General features: G+C 33.0%; 16 protein-coding genes. 9 read left to right on the top strand and 7 right to left on the bottom strand.

All coding sequences use genetic code 11. The features are described 5' to 3' along the window. Positions 1-72 precede the first annotated feature (72 nt). The 4 genes from HGP29_RS14945 (at position 73) to HGP29_RS14960 (ending at position 4,052) form a co-directional block, all read left to right on the top strand. Complete coding sequence (locus HGP29_RS14945; protein ID WP_168883223.1) at positions 73-909, top strand: hypothetical protein; 837 nt, start codon at positions 73-75, stop codon at positions 907-909. Between the two features lie 210 nt (positions 910-1,119). Further along, positions 1,120-2,352, top strand: a complete 1,233-nt coding sequence (locus HGP29_RS14950; protein ID WP_168883224.1) for a hypothetical protein — start codon at positions 1,120-1,122, stop codon at positions 2,350-2,352. Positions 2,353-2,465: 113 nt separating this feature from the next. Beyond that, complete coding sequence (locus HGP29_RS14955; protein ID WP_168883225.1) at positions 2,466-2,858, top strand: methylglyoxal synthase; 393 nt, start codon at positions 2,466-2,468, stop codon at positions 2,856-2,858. 69 nt (positions 2,859-2,927) lie between these two features. Next, positions 2,928-4,052 carry an acyltransferase family protein gene (locus HGP29_RS14960; protein WP_168883226.1) on the top strand — a complete coding sequence of 375 codons (1,125 nt, stop codon included), beginning with the start codon at positions 2,928-2,930 and terminating at the stop codon, positions 4,050-4,052. Positions 4,053-4,055: 3 nt separating this feature from the next. On the opposite strand, the gene HGP29_RS14965 is transcribed toward HGP29_RS14960, so the two are convergent. From HGP29_RS14965 to HGP29_RS14980, 4 genes are all read right to left on the bottom strand, one after another. After that, complete coding sequence (locus tag HGP29_RS14965; protein ID WP_168883227.1) at positions 4,056-5,891, bottom strand: TrkH family potassium uptake protein; 1,836 nt, start codon at positions 5,889-5,891, stop codon at positions 4,056-4,058. 196 nt (positions 5,892-6,087) lie between these two features. Next, on the bottom strand, positions 6,088-6,732 hold the full coding sequence (locus HGP29_RS14970; RefSeq protein ID WP_168883228.1) for a 7-carboxy-7-deazaguanine synthase QueE: 645 nt from the start codon (positions 6,730-6,732) through the stop codon (positions 6,088-6,090). A 100-nt stretch (positions 6,733-6,832) separates the two neighbouring features. Further along, positions 6,833-7,723 carry a bifunctional methylenetetrahydrofolate dehydrogenase/methenyltetrahydrofolate cyclohydrolase FolD gene (gene folD, locus HGP29_RS14975; protein WP_168883229.1) on the bottom strand — a complete coding sequence of 297 codons (891 nt, stop codon included), beginning with the start codon at positions 7,721-7,723 and terminating at the stop codon, positions 6,833-6,835. Positions 7,724-7,823: 100 nt separating this feature from the next. Further along, on the bottom strand, positions 7,824-9,095 hold the full coding sequence (locus HGP29_RS14980) for a T9SS type A sorting domain-containing protein (protein ID WP_168883230.1): 1,272 nt from the start codon (positions 9,093-9,095) through the stop codon (positions 7,824-7,826). 257 nt (positions 9,096-9,352) lie between these two features. Here HGP29_RS14980 and aat point away from each other — a divergent pair, with 257 nt between their 5' ends. Then, on the top strand, positions 9,353-10,057 hold the full coding sequence (aat, locus tag HGP29_RS14985) for a leucyl/phenylalanyl-tRNA--protein transferase (protein ID WP_168883231.1): 705 nt from the start codon (positions 9,353-9,355) through the stop codon (positions 10,055-10,057). 53 nt (positions 10,058-10,110) lie between these two features. Then, positions 10,111-11,565 (top strand): aminoacyl-histidine dipeptidase, encoded by a 1,455-nt coding sequence (locus tag HGP29_RS14990; RefSeq protein WP_168883232.1) that lies wholly within the window; start codon positions 10,111-10,113, stop codon positions 11,563-11,565. A gap of 59 nt (positions 11,566-11,624) precedes the next feature. Here HGP29_RS14990 and HGP29_RS14995 read toward each other — a convergent pair whose 3' ends face one another. Both HGP29_RS14995 and HGP29_RS15000 read right to left on the bottom strand, forming a co-directional pair. After that, a complete protein-coding gene (locus HGP29_RS14995) occupies positions 11,625-13,610 on the bottom strand; it encodes an ATP-binding protein (RefSeq protein WP_168883233.1) in 1,986 nt (661 codons plus the stop codon). A 95-nt stretch (positions 13,611-13,705) separates the two neighbouring features. Further along, entirely contained in the window at positions 13,706-14,215 is a 510-nt protein-coding gene (locus HGP29_RS15000) for a thioredoxin family protein (protein WP_168883234.1), read from the bottom strand. A 151-nt stretch (positions 14,216-14,366) separates the two neighbouring features. Here HGP29_RS15000 and HGP29_RS15005 point away from each other — a divergent pair, with 151 nt between their 5' ends. The 3 genes from HGP29_RS15005 to HGP29_RS15015 all read left to right on the top strand — a co-directional run bounded on the left by HGP29_RS15005 (position 14,367) and on the right by HGP29_RS15015 (position 20,144). Then, the gene (locus HGP29_RS15005) at positions 14,367-16,511 is read left to right on the top strand and encodes a S9 family peptidase (RefSeq protein WP_168883235.1); all 2,145 of its coding nucleotides are present in this window, start codon (positions 14,367-14,369) and stop codon (positions 16,509-16,511) included. A gap of 257 nt (positions 16,512-16,768) precedes the next feature. Next, a complete protein-coding gene (locus tag HGP29_RS15010) occupies positions 16,769-18,070 on the top strand; it encodes a dicarboxylate/amino acid:cation symporter (RefSeq protein ID WP_168883236.1) in 1,302 nt (433 codons plus the stop codon). Between the two features lie 196 nt (positions 18,071-18,266). After that, positions 18,267-20,144, top strand: coding sequence for a peptidase U32 family protein (locus tag HGP29_RS15015; protein ID WP_168883237.1), 1,878 nt, complete (start codon positions 18,267-18,269; stop codon positions 20,142-20,144). Positions 20,145-20,225: 81 nt separating this feature from the next. Here HGP29_RS15015 and floA read toward each other — a convergent pair whose 3' ends face one another. Further along, the gene (gene floA, locus HGP29_RS15020) at positions 20,226-21,230 is read right to left on the bottom strand and encodes a flotillin-like protein FloA (RefSeq protein WP_168883238.1); all 1,005 of its coding nucleotides are present in this window, start codon (positions 21,228-21,230) and stop codon (positions 20,226-20,228) included.

Below are 21,230 nucleotides of genomic sequence, written 5' to 3' on the forward strand. Positions count from 1 at the left end.
ATCTTTAATGTCGAAACACATAACATAATTGTCTTAACAAAGACATCTTTATCAAGTAGTTGAAATAATAGAATGAACTTCAAAAAAATATATCTCGCCTTTTCTGTTTTATTTACGCTAAGCTTTACATCTAGTTTTGCTCAAGATTGGTATGTTCTTCATGTATCTGGCAATATTACTAATCCAGCTACTAATTCTGTATTACAGACTGGTGATATGATTAACGAAAGTACTTCTTTAGTTTTTGCTGATGCGAGTTCAAAAGCAATCGTTATTCAGAAAAGTAAGGGTAAGATGTTATTGGATGGCAGTAAGAGCCAAAAAAATGCTGATGGGGAATTTATGAGTATGGTTTCTCAAGTACTTTTTCCTGTTCAAGTAAATAAACAAATGAGTACTCGCCGAGTAACTTTTGGAAATGCCAATGATATTTCAAAATACTTTAATGGAGGTTCTTATGTCTTTATGGGTGACTCTGTGATTTTGGAAGTAGACAAATTACGTTATCCACTAGATGAAGAGCGTAAAATGGCGGTAAGATTTACCTCTAACAATGAACCTTACAACCGTTGGGTCCCTAATTATGGAACAGAAAATCAAATTATTATTGAACCAACAAAGCTTTTTGATGGGGTAAGTTTAGATAGTATTGATATGGTCGATGTTTATTATATCAATATGCAAAATGGAAAACCTAGTCCGAAACATGTTGGAAGTTTCCACCCTGTCTTTGTTGATGAAACAAAATTGAAACAAGAATTACTTTCATTAAAGAAGTTCCTTGTAAAGTATCAAGATGAAAAAGACCAAGCAGTTCGAGAAGAACTTTATCAATATGTTCTAGATATCTATGGAAAAGTTGACATTGAAATATTCAATCAATGGACAAAAGAAATGGAAATTATATAACGAAAAAGGTATTTGCTCAAACAGTAAATACCTTTTTTGTTACTGATCTATTATAATTTTATAAAAAATAATCTCTTAGAACCTTCTAGCATAAGAATTGAATTAATATTTTTACTGATAAACAGTTATCATTTTTTGAATTAATTCATAAACCTAACCTCTTTCATGTCTGATACGAAGAAAAAAACTTCAGATCGTATAATTTTTAGAATGCAGAGAAATAAACCATTAATGTGGGGTATTTCTTCAATTCATGCCATTATAATGATCATTGGGTTAATGTTTTACATGTCTATAGTATATGTAATGCCCGATGAAATTCTATTAATTGAGACCATGTCAATGGTCAAGAACACTTTATTTAAAGCAGAAGACAAACCTTCTAAAGACCGTTTTTTATTTATTAATTGTTCTTGGGAGAAAGATTTAACAGCAAAAAAAGATACTAATGACTTTGTTATTGGTAATGTTGATATTACAAATAGGAAGTCAGTCACTAAGTTCTTACAAACACTTAATCAAAATCCAGATAATCATGAATATGCTCTGATTGATATTCGCTTTTATGATGAATCTGACGATGATAGTTTAATGGAGGCTGAGTTTGCCAAGGTGAAGAATACTATTGTTTCCTATCATAAAGGTCCAGGAAGTGTTCCTAAATTCCCTGTGGTTAAAGTCCCATTAGGTTTAAGTGACCTTCAAGTTCAGGAATTAAATCATGAGGAGACTATTTTATTAAAGTACCATTTAATACAAGGTGACTCTTTAAAGTCTACACCTCTAATTATGGCTGAGAATATCCATAATGAGAAAATAGAAGAAGGATTTTTATTCAATAAATTTAGAGGGAACTACATCCTTAATGGATATATCTTAGACTACCCTATTCGACCTTATGACATTTTTGTAAAGAATGATTACATGTATCTTCAACTGAAAGAGTTCTTATCATTACCTCCATTTCTCACAGAAGAATACACCAAAGATAGAATTATCGTTTTAGGCGATTTCGAGGATCGAGATATTCATAAAACGATTTATGGTTTTATGCCTGGTCCACTTATTCTTGTCAATGCATTCTTAACATTAGAAAGAGGTTATAATAAAATCACTATTGGCTTCTTCCTCTTTGTCTTTTTATGTTTTACTTATATCTCTCATAAAGCATTAACATTCCAAGACCCTGTCACTGTTTTTATGGGTAAATTCTTTGATTCAGATCATTTCTTGGTTGAATTACTACAAGACTCTTTATTTTACCTTGTTTTCTTTGGTTTAATGTCTGTAGTTTCCTACACATTATTTAATATCCATATCACAGTACTTGTCTTATCATTTTATATGTATGCTGTTGAACAAGGACTTTTATTCTATAAAGAATGGATTGAAGAAAAAGATCAAGAGAAAGAAAAGAAAGAAGAATCCAAGGAGGTTGAATAATAAATACTTTAATTTCACTTACTTATTGGAGTAAAATCTATTCAACTAATAAAAGTCATGTTTCTATGAAGAAATAAGACATAAATTGAAACGAAATCGAAAAACAATAAACTATGAACAAAGAATTAAAAAGGGTGGCTATGATTGCCCATGATGGCAAAAAAGCTGAAATGGTTGGTTTCTTTAAAGATTATATGGACCTACTTTCTGGTGTACAAATTGTTGCTACAGGTACAACTGGTAGTCACTTAGTGAAGGCAGGATTGGAAGTAGATTGTAAACTTTCAGGTCCAAAAGGTGGTGATGCTCAAATTGCTGCGATGGTAGCCGAAGGAGATGTAGATGCAGTATTTTTCTTTAGAGATCCACTTGGAAAGCACCCACACGAACCAGATGTACAAATGCTGATGAGAGTTTGCGACCTTTATGATATTCCTTTAGCTACTAATCCAGCTTCAGGAAAATTAGTAATGTCTGGACTTAAGCAATTAGTGGGGCATAATTAACAATACTATCAATAAAAGTCATTTCATTGCTAAGGTATTACTAACATATCTTAGCAATGAAAAATTAATATGAATAATAAAAGCATCTATTTTAAAAATCTTGACCTCGTAAGGTTTATTGCAGCGATAATGGTTTTATTTAACCATACAATAATTCAAACCTTAGAAAGGTTTTACCAAGAAAATACAACTCTACTTATTATACTTAAAACATTATTCAATGGTGGTACTGGTGTTTCTATTTTTTTTAACTTAAGTGGTTTTCTCATTACTTTTCTTATCATAACTGAAATTGATTATAAGGGGAAATTAAATTTAATTCATTTTTATATTAGAAGAATATTAAGAATATGGCCACTATATTATGCTGTGCTAATTATTACATTTATTTTACAACCAACGTTAAAAGGTTTTTTAGGTATAGATAATACTCTCAAATCAAATAGCTTATATTATTTCTCCTTTTTAAGTAATTTTGATATTATTAATATTTTTGATAATTTTTTTGGACATAGTGCAATGTCTCAAAATGTTACTTGGTCTGTATCGGTTGAAGAACAATTTTATTTATTATGGCCATTAATTTTCTTCTTACCAAGAAAGTCTTGGATTTACATTATTCTTTTGATAGGAATGTTTTCTTTGAATTTTAGACACAATAACTCCGGAAATCCTACAATATTATATTTTCATACTTTTTCAGTTCTTATTGATTTAATAATTGGAGGGTTAGCTGCATTAATAATTAAAGAATTTGATATAGTCTATCGTTTATTTCAAAAGACTAATACTGCGTCACACTTAACAACCCTATCTTTTATACTGTTTGTCTTATTCTATGGAACGGAATTTATTTTCGGAGAATATAATCCTATCTTTGGAAGATTAATAAAATCTATTCTTTTTACGTTTTTAATTGCTTCACTAGCGTTAACAAAAAAGATATCTTTTTTAAGTTTAAATGAATCAAGTATTCTCATTAAAATGGGTAAAATAACTTATAGTATTTATCTACTTCACCCAATTATAATGAACTTTATCGATGTTTGTCTACGAAATACCTTATATAAACAAAGTTTTACTAAATCGTTATCAGTTGACATTACAATAATATTTCTCACATTTATTATTTCTTGGTTTAGCTATCAATATTTTGAGCTTTTTTTTTTAAAACTAAAAAGGTTTTATCGTTAAAAATTACCCTACCATAACATGAGCTTCAGGATATTTAAAGGAGTTCGTATTTACAGTAGAACTTAATGCTAAGGCTAAAGTAAGTGTTCCTACTCGACCAATATACATGGATAAGATTATCACCACCTTACCAATTGATGACAACTCGCCTGTAATACCCATACTTAAACCTGCTGTTCCAAAAGCTGATATTTGTTCAAATATTAAAGGTAGAATATCAATATTTGGATTATCTAACTCAGTGATACTAAGAATAAATAGAGCTACCATATTATATATTAAGGCGAACATAAAAATTGAATATGATCGCTTAATGTTATCGTCTGATATTGTTCTTTTTCGCACCACTATTCTTTCTTGTCCTCTTATTATACCAATAGAACTAAGCAATAACAGATAAAAGGTACTACTCTTTATACCTCCACCTGTTGAACCAGGCGCTGCACCAATAAACATTAAGAAAATCATCACAAGAATTGTAGCCGGTCGCATACTTCCAAAATCCATTGAGTTAAAACCTGCCGTTCTAGTAGTTACTGATTGGAAAAAAGCAGCTATAAGCGATTCTACAAGTGATCTATCTTCCCTTAAAGAATCAATTTCTAAGAAAAATACTGTCAGCATTCCTACAATTATCAAAATAATAGTTGAGTATAAACTGATAGAAGTTCCAATAGAGTATTTTTTCCAAGGGTTCTTTAATCTATCTTTTATCTTTTTGGGTGAAAAGATTTCTTCAATCGTTGTAAAACCAAAACTACCAAAAATAATAATGATGCCTATAACCATGTGTAGGCCATACATATGCCTGAGATCTATTATTCCATGATGAAAAAATCTAGTGGTATCATCCCCTGTAATACTTGTATTTAAACTATCTGGGAATAAGCTAAAACCAGCATTACAAAAAGCGGAGACTGAATGAAAAATTGAGTAACACACCTTCTGTGTCATACTGTTAAACTCCAAAGAACTATCCCATGCAAAGAAAATGGCAATAGCTCCTAATATCTCAATCAATAGTGTCAAGAAAATTACTTTTCTTAATAAACCCGTTGCCGAAGAAAGGTCTTCTGAACTCAATACATCTTGAATGATCGTTTTATGCTTTAACGAAACACCTTTTGACATAAAAGTCGCAAAGAATGTTGCAAATGATACGATTCCGATACCTCCTAATTGAGCTAATAGAAGAATTACTAGCTGTCCTTTTTCTGTGAAATATTGGCCTGTATCTACCACCGCTAAACCGGTTACACATGATGCACTTACTGAAGTAAATAAAGCATCCAAGAAATTCATACTAGTTTCTCCAATAGTAGATTTTGGAAGCATCAAACAAAAGGTTCCAAAAAGTATCAAAAAGATAAAACTAAAAATGAAAGTTGTAGATGGCTTTATTTTAAATTGTGAAAGTATCACTGAAGCTTTTGTAGACTCTACAAGTACTAGAAATACTAATGCACCAAAAAGGAAATGGCGATAATTCGCATTAGATTCAGGATCAAAGTGAAATCCTACAAAAAAATGAAATAGCCCTATAAAAGTGATTAGAGCCAAAAAGGAGCCTTCTACCCAAGTGGATTTTATATAATTCCAACGGTAATTGGTGAAAATAATTCTAAGAATATAATTAGTGATATAAACAAAGAATAAGAATGGGATTATACTTCTGATAAACAGCATATCTGTTTTCTCTAAATAAAATCCATATTCAAAAATCACTAATACGATAGCAACAAACGAAGTAACTATTGAAGATAACCTTTCATATCTAAATACAGTAGTTTGATACTTGAACAGCCATTGGTTGATGAAGTCTTTGGTACCTGTGCGCATTCGAAAAGTAAGGTGTACTAAAAAATCTAAATTAAAAACTAAATACTAAGTTAAGGATTTATGGTTTAAGAGTTAATAGTTCTGACTTAAGTTTTATGATTTTAAGTGATGAAAAGGAAAGTATAAGCACAAAAAAAGGATTATGTACTTCTATATACATAATCCTTCTTATAATTGGTGGACCCTAAAAATAAAATTAAGGTATGTCAATATATTTATGAGTTTGTAATGACAATTGCCATTCTGGGTTCTCTTTAACAAAATCGACTAACATTGGAGTCACCTCACTTCTTTTTGACCATTCTGGTTGAATATATAATTTACATTCTGGTCGAAGTTTTTCTGCCAAACCAAGAGCCCACTTAATATCTGATTTATGGTATACAACCACTTTAAATTCATCTGCTAAATCATAAGCTTCATCAACTGGAGCTTTAAATTTCTTTGGAGACAAGCAAACATAATCTAAGTGACCAGTAAATTGATGAGTTCCTGAAGTTTCAATATTGATCGAGAAACCTTCATTTTTCAACATCTCAGTTAATGGCCCTAATTGATGCATTAATGGCTCTCCTCCTGTAATAATAGCTAAGCGACCAGGATGTTTCTTTGCATCTTCAACAATTTCTTCAATATCAAGAACAGGATGCTTGTCTTGCTCCCATGATTCTTTTACATCACACCAAACACATCCAACATCACAACCTGCTAATCTTATAAAATAAGCTGCATGACCTGAAAATGCTCCTTCTCCCTGAATTGTATAAAACGCCTCCATTACTGGAAGTGAAAGTCCTTTCTGTACCTTTTCTTTGGTAGTATATTCTAAATGCTTAACCATGTTTCCTTTTTTCTGAGATAAAAAAGTCCTTTAAGGGGTGAGGGAACCCTTAAAGGACTCGATTTGCAAAATTATAAAAATATTTTGCGATTATACTAATCTATACTGATTCCTTAACAGATTTTCTTCTTGCAGCTTCCAAAGTGTTCATTAATAATGAAACAACTGTCATTGGACCTACGCCACCTGGTACTGGAGTAATCCAAGAAGCTTTTTCAGCTACCTCGTCAAACTTCACATCACCTTTAAGGCTGAAACCAGATTTTTTGGAAGGATCATCAATTCTTGTAATTCCAACGTCTACAACTACAGCTCCTTCTTTTACCATATCAGCAGTTACAAACTCAGCTCTACCTAAAGCTACAATAAGGATATCAGCTTGCTGACATTCCTCTTTTAAGTTTTGTGTTCTACTATGTGTTAGAGTTACTGTACAGTTACCTACTTTTGCATTTCTAGACATCAAAAGACTCATTGGCGTACCTACAATATGAGATCTACCAATAATTACACATTTCTTTCCTGAAGTCTCGATACCATAACGATCCAATAATTGAACAATACCATATGGAGTGGCAGGAAGGAAAGTTGGAAGACCTAACATCATCTTACCCAAGTTTGTTGGGTGGAAACCATCAACATCTTTATTAGGGTCGATTGCTTCCGTTACTTTTGTTTCGTTGATGTGTTTAGGTAGTGGAAGTTGAACAATAAATCCGTCGATATCATCATTATTGTTTAACTCTTTGATTGTTTTTAGAAGATCTTCTTCTGTGATGTCTGCATCAAACTTGTATAACGATGAAGTAAAACCTACTTGCTCACAAGATTTTACTTTATGGTTAACATACGTTCTACTCGCACCGTCCTCACCAACTAAAATAGCGGCTAAATGTGGTTTCTTGCCTCCTTCGGCAGTCAGTTTTCTTACTTCCTCAGCAATTTCTTTTTTGATTGCATTTGAAGTTGCTTTTCCGTCAATTAGTTGCATGTTATTTGATTTCGCACTTAAAATTTATAGACCCACAAAAATAGTGACTTGGATCAGTTTTTCATTACGATTCACAAATATTTTTTTACGATTGTTCATTTTAATTTAATATCACAAACTTTTTGATGTAATACTGTCGACCATACATGGCCTTTAAAATATATATTTTGCCCTTATTTATCGATTGAATAGAAATTTGCGACTCGGTTTCATCACGACTAACAACAAGATTTCCGATTACATCATATATCTCAATATGTTTCTGTGATGTATTATCTAGAAAGTCTAAATGAACAGATGCATTTTTTATAGTAAATGAAGGTTCGGCAAACTCGTACTGAGAACGTATCATAATTTCCTCAAACACTTCTTCTCTACCATCGAAATCAATTTGATGTAACTTATAGTAATGTACTGATACTTCTGACTCTATCTCATGAATTATTTGATATTGAAGTAAACCATTCGAATTACCTGCCGCATTTACTCTATTTACCTCTTTCCAATTCTTTTTATCATTTGAGTAATAAAGTATAAAATAATCACTGTTTTCTTCCGTAGCTGTTTCCCAAATTATATTAGTAGTATTGTCTTTTATATAACCTTCAAAAAGAACTAGCTCAACAGGCAAATCATATCCATCTTCAAAATCTCCTCCGCCTTGTATGTAATCTACTACAGTGTTAAAGTCTGTACCCGCAACAATTTCTTGACGCCCATATTGAATAATTCTAGAAATGTCAGCTATATCTGCACTACTTCGTTCAAAAGTATCACATGAGAAACTACCGTCTAAATCCCCACAACTATCACCAAAATCTAAATTGACATTAGCTCCTTGAACATTGTTTCCTACTACGACTGCTCCATTTTTAGTATTAGTAGTAAGTGTTTGATTGTATTGAATGAAATCGTTGACAAGTAACAAACTGTTATTATTCAATTCAATTTCATGTCCACCGATATTTTGTGCATGGATTTCATCTACAAACAATGCTGCATTATCGATTACTACTTTATCAGTATTTCCACCGTAACCTTGCAGATTCAATTGACCATTAATCACATCTACAATACTATTCTGAGAAATAGTAAGTGTTGAATTATTAAGATTCAAATTAACAGATATGCTAACAAATGCACCATTGGTTACAATTAATGATGCACCATTTTGCAACGTTAAGTTTCCATTGAAAGTCACATTTTCTGTTATGGTTAAAGTTACTCCTGGGTCGACATATATCCCTGCCCCATCTGTAAAAGTACTTTCTGTATTAATTGTTTGATCAAAAGAAAAATGAATATTGGCTTCTGCTGGATTAACAAGCAGAATGAGAATTAATTTTAATAAAAGAAATAAAGTAGTTCTCATGTCAGCGTTTGTTTTTGATAGAGATTAAAAAGTCAATTTCAATTTATGCTCGTATATCCTGTTATTATCAAAAACAACCACTACAATAATTTATTTGCACTACATCATTTCTACTTCAAAGGTAAATTAGGCTATTTTTAAGGCGATAGTTAATAATATATTCTAAAAATAAATGAATAAACATTTACTGATTTATTTTTCATTAGTAAAATTGTAAATTGAGTGCCGTTTGATAAATCAATTAATAAAACGTTTATATGCCAATATTTCAGTTAGAAGATGACAATGTGATGTTTCCTCCAGCTAGACTTACCGATGAAAGTGGAATTTTAGCTGTTGGTGGCGATTTATCTCCAAAACGAATTATTGAAGCATACGCCTCAGGTGTCTTCCCATGGTTTAATCCAGAAGATCCGTTATTATGGTGGTCTCCCGACCCTCGATGTGTACTTTACCCAGAGAATATTAAAGTCTCTAAAAGTATGCGTCAGTTATTTCGACGAAATGAATATCGTGTAACTTTTGATCAAGCTTTTAGAGAGGTCATTACGGCTTGTCAAAACATCTATCGTCCTGATCAAGGTGGAACATGGATAACTGATGAAATGAAGGAAGCTTATATTGAATTACATGACATTGGTTTTATGCATTCAGTTGAGGTCTGGGACAATGATGAATTAGTTGGTGGTTTATATGGCGGAGCCATGAAGAATGCCTTCTTCGGAGAATCTATGTTTTCATATAAAAGTAATGCCTCTAAATATGGCTTCATTACTTTGTGTAAGAATTTAATAGAACATAACTTTGATATCATAGACTGTCAGATGCATACAGATCACTTAGAAAGTTTAGGTGCTGAAGAAATTCCTAGGGAAGCATTTTTATTGACGGTCGATAGAAATCAACAAAGAGAATTTGTGAAGGAAGATTGGAATGAAAAATTCCGAACCGACTTCTATTAATTGATAAAAATCAATACAGATTTCAACTAACATTTGAATAATCATATATAAACATGAACAAAGAAGTAGCAAGTTTAAAGCCCGTACAAATTTGGGAGAACTTTGAAAAAATGAATGAAATTCCTCGTGGTTCTAAAAAAGAGGAAAGAATTATTGCATTCACTAAACAATTTGGAGAAAACTTAGGGTTAGAAACCATCGTCGACAAAACAGGTAATATTATCATAAAGAAGCCTGCTACTCCAGGAATGGAAGACAGAAAAGGTATCGTACTTCAGGCACATATTGATATGGTACATCAAAAAAATGCCGATACTGATTTTGATTTTGACACTGATGGTATTCAATCATATATAGATGGAGATTGGGTAAAAGCAAAAGGAACAACTCTTGGTGCAGACAATGGTATTGGTGCTGCGACAATTATGGGTGTTCTTGCTTCTAAAGATCTAAAGCATGGTCCTATTGAAGGTCTTTTTACAATAGATGAAGAAACAGGTATGACTGGTGCTTTTGGCTTAGAGCCAGGTATTCTTACTGGTGATATTCTTTTAAACCTAGATACTGAGGACGAGCATGAGCTATGTATTGGATGCGCAGGTGGTATCGATACTAATGTAAATTATTCTTATGACGAAGTTGCAGCTGAAGGTTCTGCTTACCATATCCAACTAAAAGGATTAAAAGGTGGACACTCTGGTTGTGAAATTCATTTAGGAAGAGGCAACGCGAATAAATTAATGAACCGTTTACTTTGGGGTACACGTCAGAAATTCGGGTTAGAGATTGCAGAAATTGATGGTGGATCATTAAGAAATGCAATTCCTAGAGAATCTTTTGCCAATGTAGTTGTTGCTCCAGAAAGTGCTGATGAGTTTGTTGCTTACGTAAAAGAGTATGAAAAAACTATTCAAAAGGAATTACATGTAACAGAACCCAACTTAGTGATCAATATTGAATCTATTGATACTCCAGCTAAAGTAATGGATGTTGTTGCTCAAGACGCATTAGTATCTGCGATTTATGCTGCACCAAATGGTGTAATCCGTATGTCTGATGAGTTGGAAGGCCTAGTGGAAACATCGACCTCTATGGCAAGAGTGCTTGTTAAAGAAGGAAAAGTAATAGTTCAATCATTAACTCGTAGTTCTGTTGATTCAGCAAAATACGATGTAGCTCAACAATTAGATGCTGCATTTGCAATTACAAAAGGTGATGTTGAACATGGTGGAGCTTACCCAGGATGGACTCCAAATGCTAATTCTGAAATTCTTGAAGAAATGAAATTGATTCATCAAGAATATTTCAATAAACCTGCTATTGTCAATGCAGTACATGCAGGTCTTGAGTGTGGAATTATTGGAAGCCATTACCCTAATCTCGATATGATTTCATTTGGACCTACAATTAAAAATCCTCACTCTCCTGATGAGATGTGTGAGATTGGTACCGTTGATAGATTCTGGGATTTCTTAGTGATGACTCTAGAAAGAGTAGCCAAGAAATAATTGATATAAATAATAAAAGCTCATGGTTACAAATCATGAGCTTTTATTTTAAATAGAATTTATCTCGTTTCCATTTTCACCTTCCGAACCAAAGTAACTATAAACTTGGCTCCTTTACCTTCTTCACTTTCAACATGAATCTTTCCTTTCATAGCCTCAGTAAATTTCTTTGCGATACTTAATCCTAGCCCTGTAGATGATTCTCCATCAGTAGGTTTTGCACTTAAACGTTGAAACTTACCAAACAGCTTTTCCTTATCTTCTAAAGAAAGGCCAGGTCCATGATCTCGTACTGATAACCTTACCTTTTCTTGATCACAAAACTCTATTTCAACATCGATCCTCTCATTTTTTGGAGAGAACTTAATTGCATTTGACAATAGATTTTCGAGAATCTGACGAACTCCGTTAGGGTCAGCTAATACTACACAAGGCTTTAATCGTTGATACACCTCTATTCCTTTTCTTTCTGCTTTTTTTGTCAGTTGCTCAACTACCGTTTCAACCACTTCATCCAATTCAAATTCTACAATTTCAAGATTTAAGTGCCCCGCCTCAATCGCTTTAACATCTAGAATTCTAGTTATCATTTCCTGCATTCTCCATAATGCCCTTGTTACACCAGAAATACATTCTTGTTCTTCATCCTTAAGCTCTGATTCTAAAATTTGTGATAAACTTAATGCTGACGTTAAAGGGTTTCTCAAATCATGAGCAACTACACCTATTAAATGATTCTTCTCTTCATTTAATGTATTTAAGCGTTCATTCTGACACTCAATCTCTTGATAAGATACCTTTAATTTTTCCTGTTGGGTTAGTAATTGTTCATTGGCTAAACTTAATCTTTCTGCCAGTGTTTTTTTCTTGTTCTTTTGTTTGATAATATAGGCTAGGAAAACTGCAAGTATTAAACAGATTACAATAATTGAAAAAAGAAAAAACCATTGTTTCTTCATCTTTAATTCTTGCAGTTTTTGTTGTTCTGTTAATAATCTATTTTCAGCTTCCTGTTGACTAAATCGAACTTGATTTTCAAGATCAGCTATCTCTCTCATCTTTTCTTGATTGTACACACTATCATACATATCATGAGAAAGTTTCTGGAACTTTAACGCTTGGTAATAATCTTTTTGCTCTTCATATAATACTGCTAGCTGATAAGCGACTGAAACCAATTCTAATTTTGCTCCGGTCTGTTGAACCAGATTATACCCTTTTTTCGCATACTCTAAAGCCTTACGATTATCTCCTAATGTCCTATAGGTATCTGAAAGTCCTGAGCAAACATGAATTAGACCTCTAATATCATTGATTTCATTAAGTATTTTATAAGATGCCTGATAAGCTTTTAATGCCTGCTTTGTCTTATTTAGTCGAAGATAAACTATAGCAATATCGTTATAAGAATATGCTAAAGCGTTTCTACTTCCTTTCTTCTTTTCTTCGTATAACTTTTGTCGAATAGCCAAAGCCTGTTTATGATATGATATGGACTCATCATAATTTTCCATGTAGGTATTAATATTCGCCATATTACTAAAAGCAAGTGCTTTCAATTCATCGGAAGAGTTGTCATTTAGTAATGAGAATCCTTTTTGATAGTATTCTAATGCTTTATCAAGCTCAGCTTGAACTTCATATACTTTACCGATATTTTGAATTGAGTTATTCCAATGAGAAGTATCCTTTAAACTTTCTGAAATCTTTGCTGCTTCAAAGTAATCTTTTAAGGCTTCACCATATTCGGCTTTATAAAAATTTGCAACGCCTCTCCTATGATACACTTTTTGTAAATGTCCTTGATTAGATGTTTGAAGAGCGATTTTAAGTGCTTGATTGAGATAATAGATCGAAGAATCTGGAGCATACTGATAGTATAATCCCGACAACTGAAACAATGCATCAATGTTATGATCATCCATTTCATGTTGGAAATTCACCTGCTTAAGACTATCTATTTTTTGACGTTTTGATGCTAGAGGATCAACCGCAAACAAATGATATGATAGTAGAAGAAAAGATAGAAAGTATAATAGCTTCAAAGGAGTAGTGTTAGTTGAATGTAATAGCAAAATATAATGTAGGAAAAATATTTAGAGTTGGGAAGTATTCTCTTGAAAATATTTGATTGGAATTCTTAAAAATAAGGTGACTTATATTCAATCTTATAATCTTCAAAAGAAACACCCTCGTATGCTGCTTCATGCATAAAAGATAATATTAAATGCATTTTATCTTTAGACTGATAACCCGGTACAGGTAAAGGATTTGCTTGTAAATTCTCATCCCCTTTAACCCATATAAAAACAGTGGTTGGAAAACTCATATTCCCATTTAATAATAATGCAGCAAGCTCTTCTTCAGTAAATGAGGAGCCTTGAAATTGGAACTCATGATGACTTTCTCCATTCAGCTTAACGGCATAATAATTTTCATTGATATATTCGGCAACTTTGGGATCTGAAAAAGTAGTTTTATCCATTTTTTTACACCAAGTACACCAATCAGTATATATATCAATCATAAACTGTTTTTGCTCTAATTTATTCCTAAGTAATGCCTCTTCGAATGTTAACCATTCTACTTTGGATTGAGTAAAAGCAGTATTACTAAAAGTAAGAATAAGAAGGATAATTAAGACTCTCATTGTTGTGCATTTTAAATGTTGAAGATAAATGATTTTAATTCACTTTTCTTCAACTTTAACATTATCTAAATTTAAAGTTTATTAATTAAAAAATCTATTCTATACTTTTGTTGCTGATTAAACACATATACATTTAAAATCTTTCTTTTTAATGAAACGAATTGCATACTCAACTTCTTTTTTTGTGATGTTATTGTTGATGGTATTTTCAGCAAATGCACAAAAAAAAGAATTAAGTATTAAAGACGGTATTGTTGGCTATTGGTCACTCTACCCAGAATACAAATCAGTACAATGGTTACCTAATAGCAAAGGCTACTATGTTGAATCAACAAAAGATGCTTTTCTTAAAGTAAATGCAAAAAAAGGTACTTCTACTTCACTTATCTCCTTAGAAGAACTGAAAAAATCAAACTCAGAATTAGAAAAACTTTCAAGACTGCCTAGAGTAGAATTTATTGATGGTTCTTCTTTTGTCTTCCAATTCAATAACAAAGTTTATCATACAGATCTTAACAGTAAAACATCTCAAGTGACTACCACTTTTGATGGAGCAAATGTTGATTTCACAAAAGATTTCAAAAATTCTGCTTACACAAAAGAGAATAATTTATTCATCTCTGTTGATGGTAAAGAAATTCAAATCTCACATGAGACTAATAAAGCAATAGAATTTGGTAAAACAGTTCATAGAAATGAATTTGGAATCCATAAAGGTACTTATTGGTCACCGAAAGGAACAGCTCTAGCTTATTACAGAAATGATCAAACAATGGTTACTGACTATCCATTAGTTGATATTTCATCAATACCTGCTAAAGAAGCTCCAGTTAAATACCCAATGGCAGGGCAAAAATCTGAAGAAGTGACTCTTCACATTTACAATGTAGCTGCTCAGAAAAGTATCCAAGTAAATACAGAAGGACCAAAAGAACAATATCTTACTAATATTGCTTGGAGTCCTGATGAAAAGTTTGTCTTTATTGGAATTTTAAATAGAGACCAAAACCACCTAGTACTTAACCAATATGATGCTTCTACTGGTGCGTTTGTAAAAACACTATTCGAGGAAAAAGATGATAAATACTTATCGTTAACTCATCCAATGGAATTTTTACCAAACAGTACTACAGAATTTATCTGGAGAACAGAAAAGAATGGTTTCGAACATGTCTATCTATACAACACTGATGGTAAAGAATTAGCTCAAATCACAAAAGGTGATTGGGTCGTTATGGATGTAATTGGATTTGACAGAAAGAACCAAAATCTTTATGTTTTAGGAACGGATAACAATGGGTTAGATCGTCAAGTTTATAAGGCGAATATTAAATCGAAAACTGTTAAGAAAATCACATCTTTATCTGGTGTATACAGTGGTGTTCAGTACGATGTTACCACCAATTTATTCTTGGCAAGTTTTTCAAATACAACAACACCAAACAAACAATTTGTATTTGATGGCAATGGTAAAGTAATAAAAACTATTGTTGACGCAGAAAACCCATTAGCTGATTTCAATGTTTCTCCTGTTGAATTAGGTACAATTACAGCTGCTGATGGAAAAACAATTTTGAATACAAGAATGTTAAAACCATCTAACTTCGATAAGAATAAGAAGTACCCTGTTATAGTTTATGTATATGGCGGTCCCGGAGTGCAGCTTATCACTAATCGTTGGAATGCAGGAGCATCTTACTGGATGCAAACAGCAGCTCAAAATGGATATATCATTTACACTGTAGAAAGTAGAGGCTCTGAAAACAGAGGTAAAGAGTTTGAACAAGTAACCCATTTACATTTAGGTGAAGAAGAAATTGCAGACCAAATCAAAGGTGTAGAATATTTAAAATCTTTACCCTATGTTGACCAAGACAAGATGGCGATTCATGGATGGTCTTATGGTGGTTTTATGACAACATCACTTATGACAAAAACAGCAGGAACTTTCAAAGTTGGTGTTGCAGGTGGTCCTGTTATGGATTGGAAAATGTATGAAGTGATGTATGGTGAGAGATATATGTCAACACCTCAGAAGAATCCTGGAGGATACGAAAAAGCAAGTCTTTTGAATAAAACAGACCTTCTGAAAGATAAACTTTTAATTATACATGGTTTGATTGATGATGTTGTAGTTCCTCAACATTCATTTAGGTTCTTACAAGAATGTGTCAGTAATGAAGTACAAGTCGACTTCTTTACCTACCCTGGACACCCTCACAATGTAAGAGGCAAAGATAGAGTGCATTTAATGAATAAGGTATTAATGTACATTGACGCAGAGTTGATGAATTAATTCATAAAAAGAGCTTCTTCAACAAGGAGCTCTTTTTATTTTTTATGCTTTTATTTACTTAATAATTACAAAAGACCGTAACTATTTCTATTTTCGAGACTAAATTGAAAATCTATTGTGTATTTATTTTATCAATAAGTTGAAATTAGATCATGTTCAACTCTATGCTACTTGTAATAAATACACAAACTCAACGTGTTACATAGATCAACTATTAAAATCAGATTTACATCTTTTTAAAGAGATAAATTATAGAAATGAAAAAACTTGCATTACACTGGAAAATCATCATTGGTATGGTCTTAGGCCTTTTTCTAGGTCTATCTTTAAGTTATGCCGGACTTGCCCAGTTTTCTAGTGATTGGATTAAACCTTTCGGAACAATCTTCATCCGTCTACTAAAATTAATTGCCGTTCCTCTAGTATTAATTTCATTGGTTAATGGAGTTTCATCCATGACAGACCTTTCTAAATTATCAAAGATGGGTGGTAGAGCTGTTGGAATTTATCTAACAACAACGATTATTGCTGTATCTATCGGTTTAGTTCTGGTTAACCTTTTCCAACCCGGTGCAGGCTTTTCCAACGAGTTAAGAGAGACCTTTTTAACCAAGTTTGCTGATACTGCCTCTTCCAAAACGCAGATGGCTTTAGCTGTTCAACAAAGAAGCCCATTACAGCCATTATTAGATATGGTACCCGGTAATATCTTCAATGCGATGAGCAGTAACAGTAATATGTTACAAGTAATCTTCTTTGCCATATTATTTAGTATTGCTTTAGTTGCAATTCCTTCTGAACATGGTAAGGCTGTTAAAAACTTGTTCAATAGTCTTGATAAGGTCATTTTAAAAATGGTTGATCTTATTATGTTATTTGCTCCTTATGGTGTATTCGCATTAATCACATCACTAATTACAGATTTCACCGGAGACGATCCTTCCAAAGCATCTCAACTATTAATTGCATTAGGTTTCTACTCTTTAGTAGTTGTAATGGGATTAACTATAATGATTACTGTAGTGTATCCTACTATTCTAAAAGTATTTGCAAAGGTAAATTTCTCGACTTTCATCCGTGGGATTTTCCCTGCACAGATGATGGCGTTTTCAACAAGTTCATCTGCTGCAGCATTACCGGTAACAATGAAGCAAGTTGAAGAAGAATTAGGTGTATCCGAAGAAACTACAAGTTTTGTTTTGCCATTAGGTGCAACTATTAACATGGATGGCACATGTCTATACCAAGGTGTTGCTGCAGTTTTTATTGCTCAAGTATTTGGTATTGATTTAACATTAGGCGAACAACTTTCTATTGTAATTACAGCTACATTAGCATCAATAGGTGCTGCTGCAGTTCCTGGTGCTGGCATTATCATGCTAATTATTGTTCTTGAACAAGTTGGATTACCTTCTGAGGGTATTGCACTAATTCTTGCACCAGATAGAATTCTTGATATGTTTAGAACAGTAGTGAATGTAACTGGAGACGCTTCAGTAGCAATTTTAGTTGATCGCTCTGTAGGCAATAAACCAAAGATTGAAGAAACTGCTGAATAAACTTTTCCTTAGTCTTTAGAAGAAACAGCCAATTTCAATTTAAGAAGTTGGCTGTTTTTTTATTTGAGATATTTATGAAAGTAAATGGCAGAACTCTTTTGTTTCGATCATTTACATTTAAAAGGTGAATCATAAAACTATTTGATTCCCTTTTTTCTTATCTTTGCAGACAATTCTCATCACTTTAACACTTTACATGAGGTCTCTTGAATTATTAGCTCCTGCTAAGAATATAGAAATAGGTATGGCTGCCATTAACCATGGTGCTGATGCAGTATATATTGGTCCATCTAATTTTGGCGCTCGTGATGCTGTAGGCAATAGCGTTTCAGATATAGCAAAATTAACGAAACATGCACATCGTTTCCATTCAAAGATTTTTGCTACAATGAATACGCTTCTTTTTGATAATGAGCTGGAACAAGCACATAAACTTGCATGGCAGTTATATGATGCAGGTGTTGATGCTCTTATCATTCAAGATATGGGAATGTTAGAAATGGACTTACCTCCTATTCCTTTACATGCAAGTACTCAAACTCACAACCTACATTTAGAGAAAGTTCAGTTCCTAGAAAAAGTAGGATTTGATAGAGTAGTTTTAGCAAGAGAATGCTCAATTAAAGACATTGAAGAAATTGGTAAAGCGACGAATGTAGAATTAGAGGCCTTTGTTGCTGGAGCTCTTTGTGTTAGTCTTAGTGGCCAATGTTATATGTCTAATAACGTAGGTGACAGATCTGCTAACAGAGGTGCATGTGGTCAACCTTGTCGTTTACCGTTTGATTTAGTTGATAGTAATGGTACAAAGCTGGCCAACCAGAAACATTTACTATCACTTAAAGACCTTAATTTGAGTGACTATGTTTTACCTCTTGCTAGAGCTGGTATCAAATCATTTAAAATTGAAGGTAGATTAAAGGATGAGTCCTATGTCATTAATCAAGTTGGTAGTTTTAGAAAGCGTATTGACTTTGTATTAGATAAATATGGTAACGAGTTCACTGCTGATTCCCAAGGAAAAACAACGTTGGACTTTGACCCTGCCATGGAAAAGACCTATAATAGAGGCTTTACTACCTATTTTTACGAAAAAAGAAACCCTGAGATTGTTCACTTCGACTCACCTAAAGCCATAGGCGATAAAGTGGGTGTTGTAAAACAAATCAAAGCCAATCAGTATCTTGTTGAAATGCAAGATGGCAAAAAACTTATTCCTGGAGATGGTCTTTGTTTCTATGATAAATATGAAAAACTTCAAGGAATGAAGGTTGAGCATGTTGATAATGAAGGCTGGATTAAAACTTCGTTAGTTATGGGAGTTCGAGTTGGTGCAGAAATCTATAGAAATTATGATCAAGCATTCAATAAAGAACTTAAATCTCAAAAAACCGTTCGTAAAATTGAGAGTGATATCTCGATGACATGGAAAAACCATACTATTACTTTGTCAATCAAAGATATATATGGAAATTCATTGTCACAAAGCTATAAAGAGCCATTTGAAGTGGCATCCAATAAAGAGAAAGCTGAACAAAATTTACAAAAGTCATTAAAGAAGACGGGTAATACAATTTTCTTAATCAATGAGGTTACCCTTCCAAAAGGTGAATTACCTTTTATTCCAAGTGGTAAGTTGAATCAAATGCGAAGAGATCTTATCGATGCTTTTGAGGCTAAAAGAAATGCTGAATACAAACAAGCTCCAAGGTTAAACACGGAAATTGATGACAGCTACCCATTCCCTGCTAAAATTCAAAAGTGGGATCATCATGGTAATGTATTAAATAAGCTTGCTCGTCAATTTTATGCTAAACATGGTGTTACTGAAATTGAAGAAGGGTTCGAAGGAAGAGAAGATAAAAGTAAGCTTCGCTTGATGACAACAAAGCACTGTTTACGATACCAAATTGGGTTATGTGATGAATATGAAACATTTGTGACACCACCGGAAAATGTAAAGTATCCTTTATTCTTACAGTCGAAAAAAGACCGATATAAACTTAAATTCAATTGTAAGGATTGTGTCATGATGATTGATGATGCACCTGAAGAAGAAGAAGTAAACAGCTAGAATTAGCTCATAGTATAAAGTAAAAAGCCATACATTGTTATTATACAATGTATGGCTTTTTTATGATGAATCTAATTAGATTTATTCTTCATCTTCGTCTTCAGATCTAGAGAAACCACTATCATCCTTGCTTGATTCAGCAATAGAATCTCTCATGGTTGTGTCTGCCTGAAGGTTTTTAAGTTTATAGTAATCCATAATACCTAGATTACCACTTCTAAATGCCTCCGCAATTGCTAATGGGACCTCTGCTTCAGCTTCAATTACTTTTGCTCTTGATGCTTGAGCTTTGGCTTTCATTTCTTGCTCAACTGCAACCGCCATAGCTCTTCTTTCCTCGGCTTTTGCTTCTGCAACTTTTAGATCTGCATCTGCTTGGTCCGTTAGAAGTTTGGCTCCAATATTATCTCCCACATCAATATCAGCGATATCAATTGATAAAATTTCAAATGCTGTACCCGAGTCTAAACCTTTTTCCAAAACAAGTCTAGAAATCTTATCTGGATTTTCTAATACTTCCTTATGAGATAAAGAAGAACCGATAGATGTTACAATACCTTCACCAACACGTGCTAATATTGTTTCCTCACCAGCTCCACCTACTAACTGAGCGATATTCGCTCTAACCGTTACTCTTGCTTTTGCTACAAGTTGAATACCATCTTGTGCTACAGCAGATACTGATGGAGTGTTGATCACTTGAGGATTAACGGAGATTTGAACGGCTTCAAATACGTCTCTACCCGCTAAATCAACCGCTGCTGCCAACTTAAATGACAATGGAATGTTTGCTTTGTCTGCCGAGATTAAAGCTTTAATGACTGAAGGAACATGACCTCCTGCAAGGTAGTGTGTTTCTAAGTCTGTAGTACTTAGTTCTAATCCAGCTTTAGTTGCGGTAATTAATGAGTTAACAATAATTTTAGGTGGGACTTTACGAATACGCATAGTTACAAGGCTAATTAAGCTAATACGTACTCCTGAAAAAATTGCTGTAATCCATAGGTTAACAGGTACGAAATACATTAATGTAAAGAAACCTGCGATACCTAGAACTAAAATTACAGCGATAAGAGATAAAGTCAT

The organism is Flammeovirga agarivorans (genome assembly GCF_012641475.1).
GTDB classification, from domain to species: Bacteria; Bacteroidota; Bacteroidia; order Cytophagales; family Flammeovirgaceae; genus Flammeovirga; species Flammeovirga agarivorans.